The organism is Romboutsia timonensis (genome assembly GCF_900106845.1).
GTDB classification, from domain to species: domain Bacteria; phylum Bacillota; class Clostridia; order Peptostreptococcales; family Peptostreptococcaceae; genus Romboutsia; species Romboutsia timonensis.
Genome location: NZ_LT629850.1, coordinates 1,820,494 through 1,845,542 on the forward strand (window position 1 = coordinate 1,820,494; position 25,049 = coordinate 1,845,542).

General features: G+C 25.2%; 29 protein-coding genes. 7 read left to right on the plus strand and 22 right to left on the minus strand.

Annotated features, from left to right (window positions below; genetic code table 11):
• Positions 1–14 precede the first annotated feature (14 nt).
• The 7 genes from BN7997_RS11195 to BN7997_RS15110 all read right to left on the minus strand — a co-directional run bounded on the left by BN7997_RS11195 (position 15) and on the right by BN7997_RS15110 (position 6,671).
• Complete coding sequence (locus BN7997_RS11195; protein WP_071120863.1) at positions 15–1,046, minus strand: ABC transporter ATP-binding protein; 1,032 nt, start codon at positions 1,044–1,046, stop codon at positions 15–17.
• Between the two features lie 29 nt (positions 1,047–1,075).
• Complete coding sequence (locus BN7997_RS11200) at positions 1,076–1,858, minus strand: ABC transporter permease (RefSeq protein WP_071120864.1); 783 nt, start codon at positions 1,856–1,858, stop codon at positions 1,076–1,078.
• A gap of 1 nt (position 1,859) precedes the next feature.
• Complete coding sequence (locus tag BN7997_RS11205; RefSeq protein ID WP_071120865.1) at positions 1,860–2,690, minus strand: ABC transporter permease; 831 nt, start codon at positions 2,688–2,690, stop codon at positions 1,860–1,862.
• A gap of 466 nt (positions 2,691–3,156) precedes the next feature.
• Entirely contained in the window at positions 3,157–3,336 is a 180-nt protein-coding gene (locus tag BN7997_RS11210; RefSeq protein ID WP_071120866.1) for a hypothetical protein, read from the minus strand.
• Positions 3,337–3,572: 236 nt separating this feature from the next.
• Positions 3,573–4,903, minus strand: a protein-coding gene (locus tag BN7997_RS15295; RefSeq protein ID WP_408638337.1) for an IS3 family transposase whose coding sequence is annotated in 2 segments (ribosomal slippage) — positions 3,573–4,516 and positions 4,516–4,903 — 1,332 coding nt in all. Because the reading frame shifts where the segments join, the coding sequence is not laid out codon by codon here.
• Between the two features lie 123 nt (positions 4,904–5,026).
• On the minus strand, positions 5,027–5,491 hold the full coding sequence (locus BN7997_RS11225; protein ID WP_071120867.1) for a hypothetical protein: 465 nt from the start codon (positions 5,489–5,491) through the stop codon (positions 5,027–5,029).
• A gap of 328 nt (positions 5,492–5,819) precedes the next feature.
• A complete protein-coding gene (locus tag BN7997_RS15110) occupies positions 5,820–6,671 on the minus strand; it encodes a L,D-transpeptidase family protein (protein ID WP_074010977.1) in 852 nt (283 codons plus the stop codon).
• Positions 6,672–6,986: 315 nt separating this feature from the next.
• On the opposite strand from BN7997_RS15110, the gene BN7997_RS11235 reads away from it, so the two are divergent.
• Both BN7997_RS11235 and BN7997_RS11240 read left to right on the plus strand, forming a co-directional pair.
• A complete protein-coding gene (locus tag BN7997_RS11235) occupies positions 6,987–8,738 on the plus strand; it encodes a right-handed parallel beta-helix repeat-containing protein (protein ID WP_071120868.1) in 1,752 nt (583 codons plus the stop codon).
• 122 nt (positions 8,739–8,860) lie between these two features.
• Positions 8,861–9,682: a YitT family protein gene (locus tag BN7997_RS11240; protein WP_071120869.1), complete on the plus strand. Its 822-nt coding sequence runs from the start codon at positions 8,861–8,863 to the stop codon at positions 9,680–9,682.
• Positions 9,683–10,085: 403 nt separating this feature from the next.
• On the opposite strand, the gene BN7997_RS11245 is transcribed toward BN7997_RS11240, so the two are convergent.
• The 3 genes from BN7997_RS11245 to BN7997_RS11255 all read right to left on the minus strand — a co-directional run bounded on the left by BN7997_RS11245 (position 10,086) and on the right by BN7997_RS11255 (position 12,251).
• On the minus strand, positions 10,086–10,487 hold the full coding sequence (locus tag BN7997_RS11245) for a lasso peptide biosynthesis B2 protein (RefSeq protein ID WP_242873412.1): 402 nt from the start codon (positions 10,485–10,487) through the stop codon (positions 10,086–10,088).
• A gap of 31 nt (positions 10,488–10,518) precedes the next feature.
• Positions 10,519–10,794, minus strand: a complete 276-nt coding sequence (locus BN7997_RS11250; RefSeq protein WP_071120871.1) for a lasso peptide biosynthesis PqqD family chaperone — start codon at positions 10,792–10,794, stop codon at positions 10,519–10,521.
• Between the two features lie 278 nt (positions 10,795–11,072).
• The gene (locus BN7997_RS11255; protein WP_071120872.1) at positions 11,073–12,251 is read right to left on the minus strand and encodes a cation diffusion facilitator family transporter; all 1,179 of its coding nucleotides are present in this window, start codon (positions 12,249–12,251) and stop codon (positions 11,073–11,075) included.
• A gap of 186 nt (positions 12,252–12,437) precedes the next feature.
• On the opposite strand from BN7997_RS11255, the gene BN7997_RS11260 reads away from it, so the two are divergent.
• Complete coding sequence (locus tag BN7997_RS11260) at positions 12,438–12,638, plus strand: hypothetical protein (RefSeq protein WP_071120873.1); 201 nt, start codon at positions 12,438–12,440, stop codon at positions 12,636–12,638.
• A 193-nt stretch (positions 12,639–12,831) separates the two neighbouring features.
• Here BN7997_RS11260 and BN7997_RS11265 read toward each other — a convergent pair whose 3' ends face one another.
• On the minus strand, positions 12,832–13,818 hold the full coding sequence (locus tag BN7997_RS11265; protein WP_071120874.1) for a GIY-YIG nuclease family protein: 987 nt from the start codon (positions 13,816–13,818) through the stop codon (positions 12,832–12,834).
• 489 nt (positions 13,819–14,307) lie between these two features.
• On the opposite strand from BN7997_RS11265, the gene BN7997_RS11270 reads away from it, so the two are divergent.
• Positions 14,308–15,366, plus strand: coding sequence for a hypothetical protein (locus BN7997_RS11270; RefSeq protein WP_071120875.1), 1,059 nt, complete (start codon positions 14,308–14,310; stop codon positions 15,364–15,366).
• A 255-nt stretch (positions 15,367–15,621) separates the two neighbouring features.
• Here BN7997_RS11270 and BN7997_RS11275 read toward each other — a convergent pair whose 3' ends face one another.
• From BN7997_RS11275 to BN7997_RS16415, 10 genes are all read right to left on the minus strand, one after another.
• Positions 15,622–16,563 carry an IS982 family transposase gene (locus BN7997_RS11275; RefSeq protein ID WP_071121415.1) on the minus strand — a complete coding sequence of 314 codons (942 nt, stop codon included), beginning with the start codon at positions 16,561–16,563 and terminating at the stop codon, positions 15,622–15,624.
• Positions 16,564–16,764: 201 nt separating this feature from the next.
• Positions 16,765–17,001, minus strand: a complete 237-nt coding sequence (locus BN7997_RS11280; RefSeq protein ID WP_071120876.1) for a hypothetical protein — start codon at positions 16,999–17,001, stop codon at positions 16,765–16,767.
• Positions 17,002–17,025: 24 nt separating this feature from the next.
• Entirely contained in the window at positions 17,026–17,289 is a 264-nt protein-coding gene (locus BN7997_RS11285) for a hypothetical protein (protein ID WP_071120877.1), read from the minus strand.
• A complete protein-coding gene (locus tag BN7997_RS11290) occupies positions 17,276–17,602 on the minus strand; it encodes a hypothetical protein (RefSeq protein WP_071120878.1) in 327 nt (108 codons plus the stop codon). The genes BN7997_RS11285 and BN7997_RS11290 overlap by 14 nt, the downstream gene beginning before the upstream one ends.
• 45 nt (positions 17,603–17,647) lie before the next feature.
• Complete coding sequence (locus tag BN7997_RS11295) at positions 17,648–17,854, minus strand: hypothetical protein (RefSeq protein ID WP_207645587.1); 207 nt, start codon at positions 17,852–17,854, stop codon at positions 17,648–17,650.
• A gap of 118 nt (positions 17,855–17,972) precedes the next feature.
• On the minus strand, positions 17,973–18,422 hold the full coding sequence (locus tag BN7997_RS11300) for a hypothetical protein (RefSeq protein ID WP_071120880.1): 450 nt from the start codon (positions 18,420–18,422) through the stop codon (positions 17,973–17,975).
• 127 nt (positions 18,423–18,549) lie between these two features.
• Positions 18,550–18,921: a hypothetical protein gene (locus BN7997_RS11305; RefSeq protein ID WP_071120881.1), complete on the minus strand. Its 372-nt coding sequence runs from the start codon at positions 18,919–18,921 to the stop codon at positions 18,550–18,552.
• A gap of 73 nt (positions 18,922–18,994) precedes the next feature.
• Positions 18,995–19,699, minus strand: coding sequence for a DUF4367 domain-containing protein (locus BN7997_RS11310; protein WP_071120882.1), 705 nt, complete (start codon positions 19,697–19,699; stop codon positions 18,995–18,997).
• Positions 19,692–20,234, minus strand: a complete 543-nt coding sequence (locus BN7997_RS11315; RefSeq protein ID WP_071120883.1) for an RNA polymerase sigma factor — start codon at positions 20,232–20,234, stop codon at positions 19,692–19,694. The genes BN7997_RS11310 and BN7997_RS11315 overlap by 8 nt, the downstream gene beginning before the upstream one ends.
• 329 nt (positions 20,235–20,563) lie before the next feature.
• Positions 20,564–20,641, minus strand: a complete 78-nt coding sequence (locus BN7997_RS16415) for a hypothetical protein (protein WP_408638352.1) — start codon at positions 20,639–20,641, stop codon at positions 20,564–20,566.
• A gap of 378 nt (positions 20,642–21,019) precedes the next feature.
• On the opposite strand from BN7997_RS16415, the gene BN7997_RS11320 reads away from it, so the two are divergent.
• From BN7997_RS11320 to BN7997_RS11330, 3 genes are all read left to right on the plus strand, one after another.
• The gene (locus BN7997_RS11320) at positions 21,020–21,526 is read left to right on the plus strand and encodes a thioredoxin family protein (protein WP_071120884.1); all 507 of its coding nucleotides are present in this window, start codon (positions 21,020–21,022) and stop codon (positions 21,524–21,526) included.
• A gap of 120 nt (positions 21,527–21,646) precedes the next feature.
• Positions 21,647–22,843, plus strand: a complete 1,197-nt coding sequence (gene gltS, locus BN7997_RS11325) for a sodium/glutamate symporter (protein WP_071120885.1) — start codon at positions 21,647–21,649, stop codon at positions 22,841–22,843.
• An 81-nt stretch (positions 22,844–22,924) separates the two neighbouring features.
• Positions 22,925–23,230 carry a DUF1540 domain-containing protein gene (locus BN7997_RS11330; RefSeq protein WP_071120886.1) on the plus strand — a complete coding sequence of 102 codons (306 nt, stop codon included), beginning with the start codon at positions 22,925–22,927 and terminating at the stop codon, positions 23,228–23,230.
• A 404-nt stretch (positions 23,231–23,634) separates the two neighbouring features.
• Here the strand turns inward: BN7997_RS11330 and BN7997_RS11335 are convergent, their stop codons facing one another.
• Entirely contained in the window at positions 23,635–24,987 is a 1,353-nt protein-coding gene (locus BN7997_RS11335) for a dicarboxylate/amino acid:cation symporter (RefSeq protein ID WP_071120887.1), read from the minus strand.
• Between the last annotated feature and the right edge of the window lie 62 nt (positions 24,988–25,049).

The window sequence follows — 25,049 nt, forward strand, 5'->3', positions numbered from 1 at the left end:
CATTTACCTCCACTTTATAATATAACAATTTTATTTGATGGTAATTGAAGTTTTACTTTATTACCTTTTTCATAAACTACGCTATTTTCGCTATTTACTATTAAATTTCCTATAGATGTTTTTACATCATATTGATATGCCTTTCCTAAGAAAGTTCTTATCTCAACTGTTCCATCTATTGTATTTTCACTATCTTCATTTACTATTTTTATATCATCAGGCCTTATAGTAGCTTTAACTATATCCTTATCCTTAGCTCTATCAACCTTAAATTCTATATTATTTTCACTAGAATAAGTATTTTTAGAAGTTTTCTTTAAATCTATAAAGTTTTCAAATCCAACGAATCTTGCAACGAATTCAGTTGCTGGGTTTGAGTATATATTTTCTGGCGTATCAAATTGTTCTATAACACCTTTATTTAGTACTGCTACCTTATCAGATATTGAGAAACACTCCTCTTGATCATGAGTAACAAATAAAGTTGTTATACCTAATTTTTGTTGAAGTTTTCTTATTTCAACTCTCATTTTAAGTCTTAACTTTGCATCTAAGTTACTAAGTGGTTCATCAAGTAATAATAAGCTTGGCTCTATAACTAATGCTCTAGCTATAGCAACTCTTTGTCTCTGTCCACCTGATAATTCCTTAGGATATCTCTTTGCTAAATGAGACATATCAACAACTTCTAACATCTCACTTACCTTTTTCTTTATTTCTTCTTTAGCAACCTTTTTCATCTTAAGACCAAATGCCACGTTTTCTTCAACTGTTAAGTGTGGGAATAGAGCATAACTTTGGAAAACTAAACCGAAATTTCTATTATGTACTGGTATTTTCGTATAATCCTTGTCTCCTAAGTAAAAATGACCTGCTGTTGGCTCTATAAATCCTGCAACAACTCTTAATGTAGTAGTTTTACCACATCCACTTGGACCTAAAAGTGAAACAAGTTCTCCCTTTTTTATATTTAAGTTTAAATTCTCAAGTATATTAGTTTTTTTATCATATGATACGTTTATATTTTGTAATTTTATTAAATCCATTTTATATTCCTCCAAGGTTTTGCTTAAACTTATGCCGAAAAATTGCTAAGTCCTAATGTCTTTTCTAAAATGTACATTATACCTATAGTTAAAATCATTAATATTACAGATAAAGCTGATACTGTTGGATCATAATTATACTCAACATAGTTCATCATTGTTATAGGTAATGTACTTACACCTGGTCCTGTTAAAAACATTGAAACTGGTACGTTATTAAATGAGTTTATAAATGCTAGCATAAATGCTGCCATAACTCCCGATGTTATATTTGGAAGTACAACTTTGAAAAATGTTTGCGATTTTTTACATCCTAAACTCATTGCAGCTTCTTCTATTGCATAGTCAAATACTTCTAAACTAGATCCTACAACCCTTATAATATAAGGAATAATTACTAAAGTATGTCCTATAAGTAAACTTGAAGTTACTGTAAGGTTTAACTTTACTAATAAGAATTGGAATAACGAGAATCCAACTACTATTGCAGGTATCATAAGCGGTGAGAAGAAAAAGTTCTTAAGTAAACTTTTTCCCTTAAAATCAAATCTACTTAATCCATAAGCTGCTGGCATACCTATAATTAAGGCTATTACAGTAGCTATAGTAGATATTCCTAAACTTGTAATCATACTATTCATAAAAGATTCTGAAGTAAATACATTCATAAACCACTGTAAGCTAAATCCTTTTGGTGGGAATGCTATATAGTTTTCAGTTCCTATACTAGTCATTGCTATTATAACTAGTGGTGCAAATAAGAATATATATACTAAAACAACAAACGCTGTTAGAAATTTACTTTTCTTCATTTTAAGAAACACCTCTCTTGTCTAGTCTTGATGCTAAGAAGTTTATTGTTTTTACAACTATTAATGTAACTACTATCATTATAGTTGCAACTACTGCTGCACCTTGCCAATCACCTAATGTCATAGTCTTTTGATATATAAGTGTTGCTAGTACAGTATTTTTATTTCCACCTAATAATTGTGGGGTTGTATATGCAGTTAATGCACCTGTAAATACTAATACTGTTCCAACTATTAACCCAGGTAAACTTAGTGGGAATATAACCTTGAAAAATGCAACTATTTTATTAGCACCTAAGCTTTCTGCTGCTTCTAATAGATCATTTTCAACATTTTCCATTACTCCAACAAGTGAGATAATCATAAGCGGTAAGAATATATACACAGTACCAACTATTATGGCACCTTCAGTGTATAAAAGTGATAATGGCTCTGTGATTAAATTTAACTTCATAAGTAAAGTGTTTATGACACCATTTTTTCCTAATATACTCATCCATGCAAATGAACGAACAACTGAGTTAGTTAAGATAGGAAATACCGTTAAAGCTATAAATAATCCTCTTAATTTTTTAGATGTTCTCGATATGTAATAAGATACTGGCACTCCGATTAACATACATATTATTGATGATATTAATGATACCTTTATAGTTCTACATAATATACTCATCATATATTCGTCTTTAAAAAAATCCGTGTATGCACTAAACATTCCATTAGATGCATCAGTGAATGTAGGTAATATCGTTTCTAATAATGGAATTATCATAAAGTATGATATAAGTACGATACATGGTAAAAATAATATGTACTGATATTTCTTATTCATTATGTCGTTCCCCTTTCTAGTCATAATATACGAATATTTTTTTATATTCATTAGTTTTACATACGTATTTTATCAGTATTTACAGAACATTGTCAATATTATTTTAAATATCATTCTACATTTTCTGTATTTTTTATAAATAAAACCATATAATCGTTCATTTTTTAAAATTGGATTTTATTTTCTATTTAATTTCTAATTATATCTCTTTATATAAAATAAAGCCGTTGATTAAATAATCAACGGCTCTCATTTATGTAACAATTTATATTTTGATATTTATCATATATATCTTTTTTACATTTATAAATATTTTATCTATAATTTCATCTACTTCACCCAAAGCATTTAGTACTTTATCATTGGTAGCATAGCCTTATACTTCTTTTATAGCTAATAATAATTTTTATTAAATACTGTGCTTGAATCGTTTTTTAAACCTTTATTTTAAATAAGTAAAAAATTATTATTTACATTGTTCTATAAAATCTTCTTCTGATGATGCTGTTATTAAATCATCTCCAACATAAGCTGTAAATTCAGATCCACATTCACCTATACAAGTATCCTCTATTTCTCTGCCTAATAAAGCAGCTTTTAAATCTTCTACGCTCATTCCTGAACACATTGAACATACTTTTATCATAATTAATCCTCCTACTAGTTGTCTAAATCTTTTGTTATTTATTATATACACCATTTTTTTAATATTTAAACAATAATAATATACTTTTAATTCAACATATTTTATTTAATCCTATATTTTTATTTTAAAATATCTTAGTATCTGTAGTATTTTCTTAAATATACTTAACCAAAAAATAAAGGGCTATAAAATGTAAAGTGTACCCTTTGTCAAGGACAATTTAAAAAAAGGTATTTCTAAGAAACAAGATGATTTCTGTACTGAACAGGAGTCATCTTGCTTAAATTCCATTGATATCTATAATTATTATAGTAATCCATATAATCATCTATTTCTTTTATCACTTCTTCTAATGTACTACATTTGCTAAGAATAACTTCATCTTTAAAATGCCCAAAGAATGATTCTTGTGGAGCATTGTCCCAGCAATTGCCTCTCCTTGACATAGATTGTTTTAAACCTAATTGCTGTACTTGCTTTTGAAATTTAGGACTCGTGTAATGAACACCTTGATCTGAGTGTAAAATAGCTTCGCTATGGAGTTTTAAATTCACATTTGACTTAAGTTTTTCTAGTGTATTTAAAACAATATCTAACCGTAGGTTATCTGAGACATAATGAGCTAATATTTCATTTGTAGAGGAGTCTTTTATTGTAGACAAGTATGCTTTTTTTCCATTTTTATAACTTAAATATGTAATATCTGTTAATAGCACTTTATATGGTATATCTTGCTTAAATTCTCTGTTTATGAAATTAGAAACAATAGTATGCTCTTTACTTGCTTTCATCATACGTCTGTAAGGATTCGCTTTTCTATACGGGCAAACTATTCCATATTTTTTCATGATTCTCCTAATACGCTTTAAATTATATATTATATTAAATCTATCTTTTAAAACCATTTTTATTTGTCTTGCACCTTTTTTACGTCCTTTAAAGTTAAAAGCTTTTAATACATTTTCTTTTGATAAAATATCTTTATCTTCTCTTGATTTTCTTAAATCCTTGCTTTCTGATGAGAAGTATTTATAATACCCAGAACGTGATACACCTGCAACTTTACATAAATAACTTATCATATTTTTAAGTTTATATTTTTTTATTGTAGACTTAATAATCTCATATTTTTCACAAGAAAATAAACTTACTTCTTCTTTAACACTCTCCTTTCTATCATATCTAACTTTTTTAGTAATTCATTTTCAGCTTGAAGTAACTTCATTTTAGCTTCTAGTTTTTTGTATTTTTCTTCTATTGAAAGATCTTTCTCAATAGGTCTTCCAGTATTGTATTTGCGAGTATCTGTAAGTTTTATAGCTCCGCCATTTTTAAAGGCCGTACGCCATCTGCTAGCAGAAGATTTAATCCTTTGCATGCCTATAATATCGATATTGAAGCCACACTCTTCAAATATTATTCTAGGAAGTTTACCATTGATACTTTCATTTATAAATATTTTTTTAAATTCATCGGTATAGGTAATACCTTTCGAACTTACTTTCTTAATGTATTTGTTTTGTTTTAATATTATTATTTCCTGTTCTGTAAATAATTTTTTACTCATTAAAATTTTCTCCGATCTAATTATTATTTATTTAATTATATACAAAAATACCCTATAGAGTAGACCTTTTTATTAGTTGTCTACTCTATAGGGTACATTTTAATGCCCTATTATTTTAAATATTTAAATTAATTTTTCTATAAATGAAATTATTAAAAGTATAAATACAAATATAATTAATATCCACATAATTAATAAAGATGAAGGGATTAATAATCTTTGCTTTTCACCATTTTCAATGTTTTCATACTTATCTTTAACATTAAAGTAAAAATATTTACCATGCATTCCTAAAAATACAGGAGTAAGTAAACAAAGTATAAGACCTATTGGTGGTGACCATACTAGTGCTCCAACTAATATTATTGCTGTTAATAATACAATAAGTACCTTTTTATAAACCATCCAATTTATTCCTAAAACAATCAACGACCATAAATATTTTCCACTATTCTTAAATGTCATTCTATCTTTAGAACTTCTCATTTCATCAATTTTTTTTATATACTTTTCACTATTCTTTTGTGCATATTCATATATATTATGTCTAGCTTTATTGGTATTATCTTCGTGATTGTTCCTGTTCATGTCTTCCCTCCCTAATCACTTTTAATATATAATATAATTTTTTTGTGTAAATAGTGCTTGTATTTAATATTTTTTACTTACATTAAATCGTACATTACTAAGTATTTTTCTATGCTATAGGTAGTTACATTATTTTAAATTATAAATTTTAATTCTATAACCCTTTTATAATACTTAATTTCCAATATTTAAGTTTTTATATATTTAAGTATCTAGTAAAAAATAAAATCCTCACCTAAAAGTATATAGACTTTAAGTGAGGATTTATATTCTTATAATATATTAAATTCAATCTCATATATTTATTATAATCTTTATGTTGTTATCTTTAATGTATTATTACAGTTGTAGTATCTAATATATTTTCATATATCCATTTTGCATTATTTTTTTCTAATCTTATACATCCATGACTAAGTTCTTCTCCTAGCCTTGCATCTTTTATATATTTTCCAGTTGCATCATATAGTATAGAGTGATAGTAATAACCATCCTTTATTCTCGTTGCATATTTTACTAAATACTCATCAGTTCCAAATGATGGCTTTCTACCATTTATATAAAATCTCCCTTTTATAGTTGGTGTTGCAGGTTTTCCTACTGTAGATTGCCACTTATAAATTAGAGTCCATACTCCATTGTCCTTTTTAAAAATATAAGTATATTTATTTTTTAAATCAGTAACTATTAAATTATTAGTTGGGCTTTCTATATTATTTTCATTGATAAATCTAATCATATCTGTATAGAAATACGTATAATCTAAATCATTTGGTCTGTTACCATCATCAGATAAATAATAATTAAATACATATCCTATCATGTCGTTATATGCTACTTTACTCCAATCTCCATCTACCTGTAAAACTTCAATTCTTGCCTTTTGCGGTATTATAGTTAAACTTTTAGAGTCTGTAGATTTTTCTTCTCTTAAATTTAGATTTGTCCATGGATACTTACTTGTTGATAAATAGTATTTATATGCATACCCTTCTAGAGAGTTATACTTTACCTTTATCCATTCTTCATCCTCAAACTCAACTTCTACTTTTGTTCCTTTTGGTATTGTAGCTATTATATTTCCACCTGTAGATTTTTCTAATCTTAAATTTAAATTTACTAGAGTGTACTTATATATTATTTCTCTATATTTTTTTATACTAAATTTACTTAACTTCACATATACCTACCTTCTTTTTGTTTATTTTACAGTATTTTATGAAATTCTACGTATATCTGTGATTATAATTATCCTATGTACATACTAATTATAATTTAAATTTATTAATACTTATTAATATATTTAAACATATCACACACTCTATAAATCAACATAATATATATATGAGTCTTCTATTTTAAACTTCAGAATTCTATTTAATATATACTAATCTTTGTATCATCTAAATAATTATCACAATCTTTAGTTAAGCCCTTTATCGATTTATTGATAAAGAATTTAACTTATACAAAATATATCTAAGGAGGTAACTTCATGAATGGAACAGATGATATACTAGCTCTTTTTTTCAATAATAGTAATCTTCCTTTTGACTTTAAAGATATTAATAAAAAAAATTTAGATGATACCATATACTTAACCGAAAATGGATTTAGCGAGCCCATAGGAATATATGACTGCCAAACTAGAACTGCTAAGCTTACTAAGCCAATTATTAATAAAAGCTTGGTTATAGATATAGATAATGTTACTTTAAACGGAAACAATTATTCTATCGGAAATGGCTCTTTAGATATTGCAGTACTTATCTCTAAAAATTCAAAGAATATAAGTATCGAATATTTAAAATTAAATTCATATAATATAGATGTTTTTATTGAGCCATCATGTGAAGATATAAAATTTAATTATTGTATATTTAAAGGTATGAATTTAGGTATTTGTGCATTTTTATCAAAAAATTTATCTATAGAATATAACAAATATTTAAATAGTACCGGAATAATGTTATATGGTTGTAAAGATACACTTATAAAATCTAATCATCTCTCATCTAATGAAAAAGGAATCTATCTATTTGAAGATAACAATAATTGTAATATAATAGATAATCTATTTTTAGACTGTATCGAGGGAATTTCTATAGAATCTAAAAATAGTTTTAATATAATAAGTAACAATAAATTTAAAAATGAAAATAATATTTTACAACAATATTGTATATCTATGTTAACTTGTAACCATTATAATAAGATAACTAAAAATCTTATTATATTTTCACATAAATCTATAAGTTATGAGGTAGGCTCTATCACTTCAAAGTTCATTGGAATATACATTGAAGGCGATAAAAATACATTTAATACTATATCTAAAAATAAAATAGTATTTAAAAATAACAAATATAATTTTAATAATACCTTTCCTAATATACTTATAACTGGTATTAGTTGTTACGGAAATAATAGTGATTTAGAAATAAGTGACAATGAAATAGAAATTACTCAAAATGAATTTGCTATGACAAAAGGAAGTTCCCAATCAGTATATTTATTTAATATTTATATATCAAATCATAGTAACTGTGCTATAAAAAATAATATTTGCAATATAAATGAAAACAGTGCTAACCTAAGCTTAACAGATAGTTTATTTGAACTTAGCAATTTAGTACTTGATACAAATAATAAATCTATAAAAATATTTTGCAACGAATTTGAAATCTATAAAAATAGTTATATAAATAATGACTCTATATTTAAAGCTTTTAACTTAATCCTAGTTGATAGTAATTCTGATTCAGATATAAAAGATAATATATTCAAAGTAAAATCCAATAATCATGGATTTATAGCTAGTATAAATTTATGGACTGAAAACTATGGAAATAAAATTTCATATAATAAATTTATTGATATAGAAGGTGTTTCAATTATATTAGATAGTGAAAATATAGGAAATATTATAATATACAATACTATAAACTGTAATGACTTTGCAGTTGTATTAAATGATGGAAATAATTCTAATATTATAAAAGCAAACAGTTTGTCTACTATTGCATCTTCAAATATATTGTTAGTTCTTAATAATATGAATAATTTAATAACTGAAAATTATATAGAAAATGAATTTTTAGGAATATTCTTAGTAATTAATAATAACAATTTTAATTCTATTAGCTTTAATGAATTTTGTAAAACTTCTCAAGATATTTCAATCCCTAAAAACTCCTATAACTATGTATTTGATAATACAAAATATTTTATAGAAGATAATGAATAATAGAGTTTCATAAATAGTATTACCATGTATTATCTAAACTAAATTAGTAAATACTCTAATATAAAGTCTTATGATAAGGAAGTGATACTATTAAAAATAATTCTATTTCATATATATTTGACATGATAATATTATGCCTTGGATGTTTTATAATGGCCGTTGGTCTTAATATGTTTTTAGAGCCCTATACAATTGCTTCAGGTGGGTTAACTGGTCTTGCTATAGTCTTTAAAAGTTTATTTAATACTCCACTTTGGCTTATAAATTTAGCTTTTAATATACCCTTATTTATAATTGGTATTAAAATTTTAGGAAAAAGAGACGCTATAAAGACTCTGATAGGTATTTTACTACTCACTTTTTTCTTAAAAGTAACAGAAGACTTAACAACTTACAACACAACAAGTGATGTTTTATTATCTGCTATAGCAGGTGGTATAGTAGTTGGTATTAGCCTTGGTATGTTATTTAGAGTAGATGCATCAACTGGTGGGTCTGAACTTGCTTGTCTTATTTTAAATAAAATATTTCCATTTATAAGTATCTCTACATTTTTATTTATAATAGATGGCATTGTTATTATTCTTGCAGGTATTGTATCTAAAAATATAGAAACTGCCTTATACGCTACTATTTCACTTTATATAACTATAAAAATCTCTGATACTATTGTTGAAGGATTTGATTTTTCAAAATCTTTCATAATAGTTACCGATAAGTTTGATGAATTATCTAAAGCTATTATGAAGGATTTAGAAAGAGGAGTTACATTTTTAGAAGGACGTGGTGGATATACTAACATAAAAAAAGATGTTTTATTGGTTGTAGTTTCTAGACGTGAAGAAGTTCATTTAAAAAAATTAGTTAATGAGATTGACCCTATGGCATTTATTATAATTAATGATGCTCATGAGGTTTTAGGTGAAGGATTTAGTAAAAAATAAATAAATAATTGTATGAAGTCTATTCTAATCCTTTTACAACTAATTCTAAAATAAGAGACTGTAAGTATGTTCTTGTAAATATAAACTTACCTACAGTCTTTTTTGAATGTAAAATTAATAATTTTTGTATAATATTTATACTAAACTTTTATAGATAATGAAATGAAAGATTAAACAGAAATAAAAAATATTATTTACACAAATCTATACACATTCTCTAACTTTATAAAAAATTCGCTTCGCTCATGTCGCCAACGACTTCGTCCGTTGCTTGAGCCACTGCGTGGGCGAAGCATTTCAAAATCTTTTTTACGCTCAAAACCAGTTTATTGATATTACTTACATTCAGAAGTTATCCGCATTTTTTTAAATATTATAATATCCTTAAGCGTAAAAAATACCTTTACTCATTAGAAAATTTAGCAACTGTAGCATATCCAGCCCCGTTTCCACCTGTTATATACATCTTTCCACATCTAATCCAGGCATGTGCCTTCATTTCATTATTTAATTTATTTACTCCAAGATAAATAGTAGTTGATATATTTCGTTTTTTTAACATCTTTTGAACAGTCAAAGCTTGAACCAAGCATAAACTCTCCCATGGAGTGTATTTACTTATAGTTGTTACTATCCATCTTACTTTGTTACAAATCCTATATTCACTTAAATCAACATCTTCTTTTGATTCCTTATTATATGTACCCATTTCTTCTTTTAACTTATTAAAAGGCTTTTTAAGTATTTTAAATCTCATTATACCTGTTAAAAAAAAAGCTTCTAAAAATAGAAGCTTATCTTCCATACTAATCTTAAATAAAAATGTTTTTGTTTTTCTAATTAGACGATAAAAGGCCTGCATTGTCTAATCCTTCTATAAACTCCATTACACTTTTTTCACAAGTTTCTCTGTCTACATCATATTCTGATAATAATGTATTTACTACTTCAGATATTTTAACAGGTGATTGTATTTCTTCCCATATTCTACTTCCCACACTATTTAATGCAAAGTATTGTCCCTTTTCTAAGTCCATCATTACCTTATCTCCATCTATATCTGTTGTATCTATATCTTCTCTATAAGATACTATTGAATCTAAATTTAGCATATCCTATGCCTCCTTAGTATACATTTATTTTATGCTTAAATAATACTTTCTTTTTCACATTTATTAAATTACTCTAAAGTAGTATTTTGCTAATTTGTATAGGTTAGTAACTTATTTAGTATGTATATGTTCTTTGTATCAAATTAGCGAAGAGGATAATATATAAGTTGTAACGACATTTAAGCATGGAGTGAAACTTATATATTATCCTGGAGCGAGCCATCTGTTAAAACTTACAAAAAAAGTATGAGTTTTACCTCATACCGTTAATCAAAATTTTAATGATAGTCCCTATCTATTGTTATTATACAATTGTATTCTGGATGTACATCCTTTATTGCATTAATTATATCTTCCTTTAATTCATCTTCAGTCATAATTTTAACCATCTTGTCATTATCAACTACAACATCAAATATTATACTTTGATGTTCTCCATGACCAACAATCCTAAAATCGTGCATTGATTTTATAACTGGATTGTACTTTATTATTTTTTCTACTTCACTTCTTGTATATGCTACTTCCTCAGTTTCAACACATATAGGATCCATATGTATTACTAAGTGAGTTTTAAACTTTTCTGATATTTCTCTTTCAGCTGTATCTATTATATCGTGTATTGTCATTATATCTATATCTGCTGGTATTTCTGCATGAACAGATGCTATCGACTTTCCAACTCCATAGTTATGAATTATTAAATCATGTACTCCTTGTATATGCTCATATGAAAGTATAGCTTGGTTTATTCCTTGTACTAGTTCAGGGTCCGGTGCTTCCCCAAGTAATGGGCTTATAGTTTCTTTTACTAATGAATATCCTGCATAAAGTATTGCTACTGATACTATTATACCTGCATATCCGTCTATTGGAATACTTGTAAATTTAGCTGCTAAAAATGATATTAAAACAGTACTTGATGTAAATACATCTCCCATTGCATCAACTGATGCCGCCTTTAATGCAGATGAGTTTATTTTACTTCCCATAAACTTATTAAATCTACTTAGCCATACTTTAACAAGTATTGATATGAAAAGTAATATAAATGGTATTATTTCAAATGTTATAGGTACAGGATTTAATATTCTATCTATTGATGATTTTACAAATTGAATCCCTACAAGCATTACCATAAATGCAACTATAAGTGCCGATATATATTCAAGTCTACCGTGTCCAAAAGGATGTTCCTTATCAGGTGGTATACTTGCTAATTTAAATCCAACTATTGTTATAACTGACGATGCCATATCTGATAAGTTATTAAATGCATCTGCCATTATAGCTATACTTGATGTTAATAAACCTACTGATAATTTTACTCCAAATAATATAAAGTTTGCTATTATTCCAACCATTCCAGCCAGATACCCATATTTATTTCTTACATCTTCATTTTCAATATTTTCATTATCTTTTATAAATGTTTTTACTAATAAATTTGAAAACATATTCTCTCCTCCCTACTTTATTATCTATTATTTCTTTATATGTAGTTATTTATATATGGATATTTTTTCTTCACTAATACTATCATATAATTACTTTTTTTGGAATATTCCTAGTATTTTTAATGTCAAAGTTATGCATAAATTCATATATTATAATAAGACATATCATGCTAAGGAGCTGATATTATGTATGAATTAGCTATTTCCCTTTTAAACCAATATGTAGAAGTATACACTTATTTAACTAAAGATAAGTTATATGGAGAAATTATATCTGCTACTCCTTATGAAATAATATTACTTCGAAGACATATAGATAAAGCATCTAATAAAAACTACACTTTATATATACCCTTAAATTCTATAATTTATATAAAAAAATTATAAAATCATTTTGTCCAATATCTTATCTAAAATTTTTTTAACATTTAATAATAAATAACTAAAAGCCACAGTAATTTTACTGTAGCTTTTTTATGACAAGTTAGTATTCTATTTATAAAAATCCTCATATAATTACTAATATAAAAAACTTTATAAATCAGATTAAGTAAGCTTTAATACTAACTAGTTTTTTATCCTATATATATTTATAGTTTATATCTTTATTACTTTTGATATAAGAATATAATATGTTAGCAAAATCTATATAGTATTTATCTACTACTTCCTCAGCAATATTTTCCTCATTTCTTAATATTTGTTCTTTTATTGTATATATTAGATTATCAAGTTCAAAATCCTCTACCTTTATTAATTCTGATTTTAATAATTTTGCACCTTTTATAACGTATATTTTTATATTTTCATCATCTAAGTTTATCCATGCAAGTATTGGTTTATTTTCATTTGCATTATTAATTATATCTTGTTTGTGAGATAAGCTTTTTAATAAAACTATATCATTATTTATATCTTTTGCTTTTTCAAAGTTGAGTTTACTTATCTCATCTTGCATTTTTTTATTTAATATATTTATTAAGTTTTTATTTGAATTATTCAAATCTTTTATTATTGTGTCTATTATAATATTATAATCTTCTTTTGATACAATTTCTCTACATGGTCCTATGCATTTATTTAAATCGTACTTTATGCATTTATTCATTATTTTACAAGTTCTAGTTTTATATTCTCTAGATATTATACTTACTATTTCATCTAACTTTTTATCCATAGTATATGGTCCAAAGTATAAACTATCATCTTCTATTTCTTTTGATACTTCTATATATGGATACTTTATATTTTTATTTATTTTTATATATGAATAGTTTTCATGATTTTTCAAAAGTTGATTATACATTGGTCTAATTTTTTTAATCATTTCACATTCAAGAATTAGTGCGTCTAACTCGGTATCTGTTAGTATTACATCTAAATCCTCAATATTTTTTACCATTCTCTTTACTTTTCTTGAGTGATTTTTAGAGTTTACAAAATAACTTTTTACTCTTTCTTTAAGCTTTTTTGATTTACCTACATATATAACATCTCCGTATTTATCTTTCATCATATAAATTCCAGGAGTTTTAGGTAAGTTATCTATTTTTTCTTTTAAGTTCATAGTTTCATTCCTTTAGTCCTTTTTCTTTTGATATTAATATATTATCTTCTTATTTTAATTAACTTCGCTTTAATAATACTTAAGATTATTTTACATAATTTAATTTATACTTTTATTTTTCTTTTGATTGTTTTGTTATATAAGCGTCTACTTTAAATTTATTATACCATCTATTATCTATAATAAAAAATTCGCTTCTCTCATTTCGCCAACGATATATTCTTGCTTTTACTACGGATACATCCGTTGCTCAAAATTGATTTAGGTAAAATATTTTAATAATTCTTATCTCTTTAATATATTTAATTCTATTTTTTATGACAGCTTTTGATTCCCCAAATTTTCAACTATAAATATATAAGTTTTACATATTTATTTTTTTGCTATTTTTTTATTAATATCACCATATTTTATAAGGATTTCTTGTTGAATGATTTTAAAAGGTATTTTAATTTATAGGTTAAATTTTATTATGTAAGGAGTGATATTGTGAATATAAAAAGATTTATTATTTTAAATATATTATCAATATTCATACTTACAGGATGCAAAAACACTAAAGATATAAATTACAATTCAGACATTAAAGTTAATGGTCCTTCATTAAAAATTTCATTAATTCAAACTGCTTATGAAATATATACTACAAACATAGAAAACTTAAGTAATAATTCTACTTATGAAGATTTATATAATAATACTTCAAGGGATGCAAAAAAACATTATAAATGGCTAACAAAAACTTATAATTCTATGGATGATGATATGAAGTTTAAACTAAAAAATATATTTGACTCTAATTCATCTTGGAGCTATACAAACTCTGTTATTAATTTAGATGATAATGCTAGTGTATCTGATATAGTGGATACTTTAATTTCTAGTAAAAATTTAAGTTTATCTTCTGATTTGCAAAATGATATAGATGTTTTTTTTAATTATTTTTATAATGATTATTTCAAATCTTATTTTAATAAAGAAAAACCATCTTTAAATAAAAAGGCTTCTAAGTTAAATGAATTATTGTCTTCAAATGATGTAGATGTAAAAAAATTCATTGAAAATGTATGTGGAGTAACTTTAAGTAACGATTACGTTTGTACTTTTTACTACAGTTTAAACCCTATATCTTCTCAAAGTTTTGAGTTTGATAATAATATAGTATCTACTATTCAACCTAATACATCAGTTAAAGACCTTCTTAGAGTTCCTTTTCATAAATATTCACATTCTTTATTTGATTCTTTTACTGATACTCCTGAGTTTTTAGATATTTGTAATGAATTAGAATCTGATGATGAATTAGTTTCTGTATATAATGAATATGGTCGTGATGCTTATCATTTTAATGAGTGGTGTGAGGAAAATTTAATTGAAGGATTTTCTAAATATTTAGATTACAGGTATTCTCAGTATGAATATGATTTTAGTAATTTTGTTTATGATTTAGATTTTTATAATTATTTAAGAAAGATTAATTTTAATCCTGATAAAGTCAATTTAAAAGATGTTTGTATAGACTTTTATACTCTTTGTCTAGAGTCTTAATTAAAATTATCTTTATTAAAATGTTATAAATAAGTAATAAAAATACTCCCTTTATGGTAGACAGTTTTATTATTTTAACTATATACCCAAAGGGAGCTTATCATTATCTTATTATCTAGCTATTTTTGTTGCTTTAATTATTAATACATTAAATTTACTAACTTAATCTGTTGTGCTAGTTAAAATTATTTTCCAAATAAAGTAAATTGCTTTTTTCAAAAAACAATATCCAATAAAGATTAGTATTTGTAAATATTAACCAAATACTAATCTTTTTATCTTAGCCATAGAATCATCATTTTTCATCAATTTATTTATTAGAAATGAAATATTATGAGCTAAAACTTTTATTGAGGTTCTAGTTATAAATCCTAGCATCGATTTACTTTTAACCTTATTTAAATTTAATTGTTCTGTTAATTGAGAAAAACTAGTTTCTATCCTTCTTCTAACTTTAAATAATAGTTGTCTTACTTCTTTTGGATAGTTATCTCTACTATTTGCCCTTTTTAAGAATAGCAAATCTATATCTCTTTCACCTTTTAATTCAGGCGTTAGCCTTTTGTTAATGTATCCTTTATCTCCGATTATAGAGATAGATCTATATTTATCGCATAAATCCCATACCGCATTTCTATCATCTATGTTTGCTGGAGTTATAACATAATCAGTTAAAAATCCATCTACAGTAGTAAGTGCATGAAATTTAAATCCGAAATAAGTTTCTTTTTTAGAAGCGCATATTCCATAGGAGGCTTCGCCTTTGAAACATTTACTAAAATGAGCTCTTCCAAACTCACATACAGGAATAGGCATACTATCTATAACTCTTATATTGTTAGAGTAAAGTTGCATAAATTCAGATATATATCCTCTTATTTTAGATATTACTAAATGTAAATTTCTTTTAGTTCTATTAAATCTAGTTCTATCTCCTAATCTTGGAAATAGTTCTTTATATTCTCTTTTTAATAAACTAAAAAATGATTTCTCTGAGTCAATAGTTAAAAGTTCTCCAACTATACTAATAGTAATTATCTCACTATCTGAAAGTTTGCTATCCTTAATATTACGTCTATTCCTTATACCAATAGGTATAATTTCATTGTATATATCATCTATAATTACAAAAATATTTGTAAATAAATCTGTTAAATTTTCTAACTCCTGGATATAATAATTATTAAGCTCCAACATCATATAGTAAACCTCTTTTAAATTAGTATTGATAATCTTAGGTTGCTATATTTGTTGGAGTTTTATTATTGAAAAAATTAACTAGCACAACGAGTTAATTTAAAATATAGTATGTTTATTCTTTATACTACATTATATCTCAAACATTCCATTTTATAATTTCCCCTAAATTACATTATCCATAAATAACCTATTATTATTTTAATTTTTATTATCGAGTTTCTCTATAAGATAGTTAATTTTTTGAATAATTATACTTGTACAAAATACAATTATTCCACTTAACAATACTAAACCCATATATGAAAACATATGATATGATAGTGTATAACTATCACCACCGTATGTTATAAACATACCAAAAGGTTCAAGTATATATGATGTAGTTATATAAAAGATTACAGCTGTACTAACTCCATATATTAAAGATTTTTTCATTCTTTACTCCTTTCTTATTATCTTTTAAATCATAGTTATTGCAAATATACAAAAGATAATTGCAACTATCCATATAATACATGATTCTTTTATTATTTGACATATACTTTTATTTAATTTATTATATTTTAATAAATTAATTTGTTTTAATATCGCAGTTAAAAATACCGTAATTGTTATAATAAAATCTATTGTACTTGTTAATAATTCTGTGTCTAGCACATTAATTGTAGAAATTATTAATGTAATAACACATGAAATAAATATTAGTTTTTTAGCTTTTTCCATTTATAATTATATTGTAATAACTTCCACAATTACGAACATTTATAAGATAAGCAAGAACATCAGGTGCTACTGATGCTGCTGTTACTGCCGAAATGCCAACTTTAAAAGGATAAAATTTATCTTCTGTTCCATATAACTCTTTTATATATGTTTCAACATTTTTAAAATACTCTATATTCTCTTGAATTTCTATATGACTATTTACATAGGTATTTTCCATAGCCGAAACATTATTCATAATAGGTGTGACAACCATTACTCCAACTAACACTAATGCAATACTTTTCCTTACTCTTTTTTTTTTTAAACTCAATTTAATCTCCCTCTCTTGATAACTGGCTAATTTATTTTATTATTCTTAGTTATTTTCATTCTTGTATAAAACAATATCTTTCAATAAACTGATTGTAAAAAATAATAATACACAAATTCCACATAAAGAAATCCCTAGTAATAAATCCTGTACAATACCACTTACAAGTATAGATATTGAATTTAAATTCTCTCCGTTGTTTATTCTCAAAAATAGTTGATTAACAGATTTTGTTACGTTACTATTATTCATAAAAATAAGTGAAAAACCAGCAATAGTACCTAGAATATTTCTTTTAATATTACTCATAATCTTAACCTCTCTATATACTATAATACTTAATTTTAAATCAACTTCATGAGTGTTAAATTTATCTATTATTTATATAGCTATCTAATAACTCTTTTTGAGTATTTAAGTCTTTAATCTCAAATTTAGAAGTAAAACCAGGTTTGTATCCACCAATTGATGTCCCATCTATTAGGGAGTTCACTAGCTCAATTTCATTTAATTTGTTGTATTTTATAAATACTAATTTATCATTATTATCAGTTGATATTACTAACTCTTCATCATCAACACTATATATATAACTATTTAAATCATTCTCATTTCCTTCTTCATAAGAAGAAAAAGATAAACCTACAATGTTTTCTATAATCTCTTTAGTAATTTTTTGATTTGTGTAATCATTGTTAATTTCTATGTATTTAGTTAATAAATCACTATACTTTGAATCACTGCTACAGCCTACAGAAGAAAATATTACTATTAAAACTAATATAGCAACATTTATTATTTTTTTAATTCTTTTATTCATTTGTTTTCCCCCTATTTAGTAAAATTTATATGAACTAATAATATTAGTTTCAATCTATACCCCTGCTAATAATTCACAGTATTACTATATATAGCAATACTCTCAGAATCTATCCCCTTGTAAGCTTTCACTGTTGAAAATATTCTATAACTATTCCCTTTTGAAACTGATATCGTTTTATTGAGCCTACAAGAAGTCGTGCTACTTGTTTCTGTCCATGCCTGTACAGTTTCCCATGATCCATTAACTTTTTTTGTAGCCTTGATGTTATTAATGTTTTACTAACTCCTGGATTAGCAGTCATACTAGCAGTTAAAGTTGCTACACCACCACTTATACTTAGGTTGCTACTTGCCTTATCTATATGAGTATACCTTGCTTCATTTTGTATTTCTAAATTTGTCTCATATTCATTTGCAAATATTGGAGTAGATAATAAAACATTAAATGCTAATACTGATACCCCTAAACTACTGATTATCTTTCCTTTTATACACATAAAAACCTCCCAAAAATTTCTTTACATTAAGTAAACGAAATTTTTAGGAGGTTTTGTTTCATTATTTATCAAATTAATTTATATTTTTTGCAATTTTTATTAATTCAGACTTAATATCTAAATATTTATCTTTATTTATATAGTCTAATTTTAAATCATATAATATATTTTCATCTTGCCATACTAACCGACTTTTATTTTCTTTTTCAATATAATCTGCATAAAAATTGTTTATTTGAACTTTATTTATTTTTGCATTCTCTATATCCATATATAAATTACTATTTTCAATTAATAAGTAATTAAATGTTATATAATCTTCTCCATCTGAATAGATTAGCGATATATCATTATCATACTCAGCTCTATCAATCTCTTCAAAACCATTTGGGAGATAATTAATGCTTTTCTTCTCTAAAAAATTTACTTTTTTATTGTCATTTTCATCTATTTTAAATTTATATATCGTAAATTTTTCATAAACTTCTTTAACCATATCAAATAATTTTACTCTTAAAGCCTCAACACTCATTGTTATTGTAAATAAACTAATTAAAAATGCTATAAATACTACAGCTATTTTTTTTGTATATAAGCATATTTTATTAAGAAACAAACCCCTTTTTTCTTTCTTAATTATTTTTTTTATTTTCTTTTCAAATTCTTTAGGATATTCATAATCTATATCTTCTTCATCTGGGATTTGTTCTAATATAAAATTTTCAGCATTAGCACAATGCTGAAAAAGCAAATCATCAGTAATTTCATATTTATCCATGTACTTTCTCCATTTCATCTAATATGATTTTCAATTTTTCCTTCCCTCTTTTTATTCTAGTCCTTACTGTAGAAGGACTTATATCTAATATATCTGCAATTTTATCATCATGAACTCCATGAGAGTATTTTAAAAAAAATACTTGCTTATATCGCTCTGGTAACTTTAATATAGCTACTTCTACTTTATTAGGTAAAATATCAGTATCATATACTTCTTGTTCAAAACTTAATATTTCATTTTCTAGCTTTTGAACTTTATTTTTTTCCATTTGTAGCTTTCTGTATATGTCTATCGAAGAGTTCTTTACTATAGTAACGATAAATCCTTTCGTTTTGTTGCATTTTACATCTTCTATTTTATCAATATGTTTAATTATTTTTAAAAAGCTATTTTGAACAGCATCATGTGAGTAATGTTCATCTTTTAATATGCTATTTGCAACATAATACATTATTTTTTTATAATTATTAAAGATAGCCTCAAACTTGATCTTATCTTCTTCTGTCTCAATTAAACTTAAGTATAAAAACATTAATTTACACCTCCTATAAATAAAAAAGAAGACTCTCCTATTTATAAAAAACCAATAAGGAGTTGATATATAAAAGTCAGGAATAAGTAGTCAAATTTGTATCATCCCTGGCTTTTTCTCATTTAATTTTCGATTTCTTTAATTAAATTCTAACATAAATTTATGTTTTAATATATAAAATTTAATTTTGAATACCATTTTGAGATTTTTATTGACTTTCTCAACAATTTCAAAAAATTTTGGAAGAAATAGATTTAATGCAATTAGTGGCTAATTTAGTATTTCTTGATATAGTGACTCTAGGCTTTTTATTAAATGATGAATATGCATTAAGTGCATATTTTATTATAAGTTCCACCTATCCAACAAGTTGAAAATCCAAGTGACGCAACCTCTAAAGCTATCATTTTTCCAAAATACCCTAATTTTACTTTATAGTTTTCTATATTTTTATCTTCTACTAATACACAAATTTATCATCTCTATTATAGATGTTATTTTACTACTTTCTATATCTTTATTATTATATGTTCTTCTTGATACTCTTTTATCCATTCTTTCTTAGATCTCATACTTCCTTACTTCTAATTTTTAATATAAATTTAATTATATTATATTTGTATCAGGTATATTAAAATATTTATACATATACGGTTAACATTTTTTACTTATTATACTCATTACTAATTATATAATTTTGTTTGTATTATAAAGTAAAATTTACATACTCTATATTATTATTTATGGTAGTATATATATATAAATAATAATTTTGGAGGTTTGTTATGGTTGAAATGAGTCTTAAAGAACTATTTGAAATTGGTCAAAGCTTTGAAAGTTCTGTCGGAGAAGGAACTAAAGGGGAAAGAGCTAGAATTTTCAAAAATAATTCTAGATTAAATTTAACTGATGAAATGATATCATTTATAGAAAGTATAGACTATGAAGTGAATTTCTTAGTTTCAGGTGAAATATGGTGTCCTGACTTTCAATTAAATGCTACAGTTTTAAAAAGGTTTTTAGATCTTAACCCTAACTTTAATATGTCAGTTATAACTATGGCTCGCGGTAAAAAGTTTATGGCTCCTGCTTTAGGTATTGATAAAGAATCTTTTAAAGGTCCTAGTATCGCTGTTTTAGATAAGGATTTCAATGTTTTAGGATTATTTGAAGAAAGACCACAAGTTGTTCGTGATATGCCTAGTTTTGATGATATAAAACTTGAATACTATAAGGGTAAATACCTTTTAGATACTGTTAATGATTTCATAAAAATATTAAAAAAATTATAAATTTAAAATTCGCTTCACCAGCACACTAATCAAGGGAAGCGAATTTTATATGCATTATTTTATAGCTTATCTAATATATTTTTATATGTACAAGTTAAAATATGTAAGGTAGGTGGTATTTTGCATTCTTTAAATTTTGATATTACCTCGACTTTGATTTTATCTATAATTTTATTTATTGTAGGTAATTTTATAAAAAATAAAGTCAATATATTCAATAGATTTTGTATTCCTTCACCAGTTATTGGTGGATTATTATTTTGTCTATTAACTCTTCTTTTAAAGTTTTTTAACATCTGTGATATTTCTATGGATACTTCTTTAATGGATTATTTAATATGTTTTTTCTTTACCACAGTTGGAATTTCAATGAGTATGTCTTTAGTTAAAAAAGGTGGAAAAGCACTTATAAAATATTGGATTTTGTGCGGAGTTTTATCATATTGCCAAAATATAATTGCTCTTATCTTATCTAAAGTTATAGGTATAAATCCATTACTTGGACTTATGTGTGGTACGATTTCAATGGAAGGTGGACATGGTTCTTCTGCTGCCTATGGTGCTACTATAGAAAATTTAGGTATACAAAATGCTATAAGCGTTGGTATAGCAGCATCAACCCTTGGTCTTATATTAGCAGGACTTATTGGCTCTCCTCTTGCTAAGTTTTTAATTGACAAGTATAAATTAAAACCCGACTTAAACTATAAAAAAGTATCTATATCAAAAAATATTGATATTAGAATAAACCTTGATATTTTTTCATTTTTAGAACAATTATTAGCTATTCTTCTTTGTATATCTTTAGGAAAATTAATAGCCAATATATTTTTCAACTTAACAGGGATAATAATTCCAGCTATAACTGGTTGTATGTTAATATCTGTATTATTTAGAAATATAAATGATAAAGTTAATATTATAAATCTAGATTTTAAAATTATTGATTTTTTAAGTGATTTATCCCTTGGAATATTTTTAACTATGGCACTTATGAGCATTGATTTATTTAAGTTATCAAGTTTATTTGGCCCAATACTTATTATTGTTATATGCCAAGCTATTTTTATAATTATATACTCTATTTTTATTTGTTTTAAAGTTCTTGGTAAAAACTTCGATTCTGCAGTTATGATAAGTGGTCTTATTGGTCATGGATTAGGTGCTACACCTACAGCTTTAGCTAATATGACCTCTATAGGTGATAAATATGGCTATTCTCAAAAAGCTTTTTTAGTAGTTCCATTGGTTGCTGCCTTTTTACTTGATGTATTTACAATGCCTTGTATAATCTTATTTATAAATATATTAGGCTAATATATTTATTTTTAGATGTAAATGATTAAAATAATTTATCTTTGACATAATAATAATAGAATTTTATTTAGGAGGTATTTTATGGGAAGTAATTTACATTGCTCAGCTACAAACTGCGCATTCAATAAAACTGGAGGTTGTTATGCTTCGCAAATAAAAGTTGAAGGATATGATGCAGCTATAACACCTGAAACTTATTGTGATACATTTAGAGATAAAGATAACTTTAACATGACTAACTACCATGGTGATACAGGTTTAACTAGTACTCAAAATATATCTTGTAGTGCTAATAAATGTACATATAATATATATGGTGCTTGTAATGCAAGCCATGTAGATATAAATTTTGAAAATAGTAGCTGTGAAACATTCGTTGCTAAATAGTATTTTTTAATAATAAATGTGTTGTTATTTTTAAAATGGGCTCTTTATCAAAGACACTATAAAAAAGAGCATCAAGAATTTACTAAAAGCTGATTTCTGTATTATACAGTAGTCAGCTTTTTTAAATTCCACTGAAAATAGTCATTATTATAATCCATGTAATGATCTATCAATATTTTAAGTTCTTCTATTATTCTACAGTTTTACATATTTATTTTTAGAAATTTTAATATTTTTAGTTATATAAATACCTTTTTAATCATCTTATAATAATTCCTTAGTTAATATTGTACAAAAAAGATCCCATAAATAAACACGCTTTTTATCATGTCCACTATATAGGATCTATTTTATACTTTGAGCTATTTTTATATTTTTATCTTATCGCATTAAGATATTATTTATTATCCATTATAAATTTTTTCATTTAAGTTATTTTCTGACTTAGACACATAAACAGCCGTTGCAGCATCTCCAACTACATTTAATGAAGTAACAAGCATTTCTATTGGTCTGTTTATTGCAAGTATTAATGAATAAGCAAGTACTGCTGCATCATTTTGATATCCCATACCTGTTAAAACAGTAAATAATATTATCGCTCCAGCACCAGGAGCAGCAGGTGTACCAATTGATGCTATTAAAGCTAATAATGATATTATTAATATATTTCCTACAGTAACTTCATATCCTGAACTAGATGCTATAAATATTGCTGCAATAACTTGCATTATAGCGGTTCCGTTCATATTAATAGTCATACCAAGTGGTAATGTAAAAGATGCTATTTCTTCACTTACACCTAAGTCCTCAATAATAGTTTTAGTATTTAAAGGCAATGTTGCAGCAGATGAAGAAGTAGAGAAACCAAATAAAGCTACTTTTGAAATTTTCTTTACAAATATCATTGGATTTAATCCTGTAGTAAAGTAAATAAATAAAGCATATCCAATAGTTAAGAATAATATTAAAGCTATTGTAGTAGTACCAACATATGCAAGAGCTGGTTTTAAATGCTCAACACCATAAATTGCAAAAGTTCTTGTTATTAAAATAAAGATAGCTATTGGTCCAAATTTAGTTATAACAAATGTTAAAAAAGTAGTTATTATTTTATTTATATCTTGTAATAGTTTCTTTAATACTAAAATTTCATTTCCTAAAGAATTAATACAAATTCCCGTAACACTAGCTAAGAAAACTATAGATAAAACACGTCCATTTTCACCAAATACTGAAGTTATGTTATTTGGTATAGCTTGTACAAATACTAAAAGCGGATTGCTAGCAACACTTCCTTCACTTGAAGATATATTATTTATACTTACATTAAATAAACCAAGTTTATTAGCAATCATTCCAAATATACCAGCTAGTATTAGTGCAAATACAGATGTTCCTAAAAATCCTAATATTGTTTTATAAGATATACGACCTAATTTTTTTGTATCACTTATATTACACATAGCAAGAGTTATTGATGTAAATACCATAGGTACTATTACTAATTGCAGTGAGTTTATAAATAGTTGACCAACTATATAAAAGATTCCAATTGCATTATTTGCCTCTGGTTTAGTTATATCTTGGAATAATAAATTATTTATCATAGTCCAAGTATCACTATTTCCACTTGAGATTAATTTTTCCCTTAAGAAAATAAATGATGTTCCAGCTATTAGGCCTATTATTAAGGCAGTCGCCATTTTGATAGCTAATTTATTAGCATTATTTGTTGAAGTGTGAGTTTTGTTCATAGTATCCTCCTAAAATTTTTTTAGGACACCAAAAAAACCTTAATACCAATAGATATTAAGGT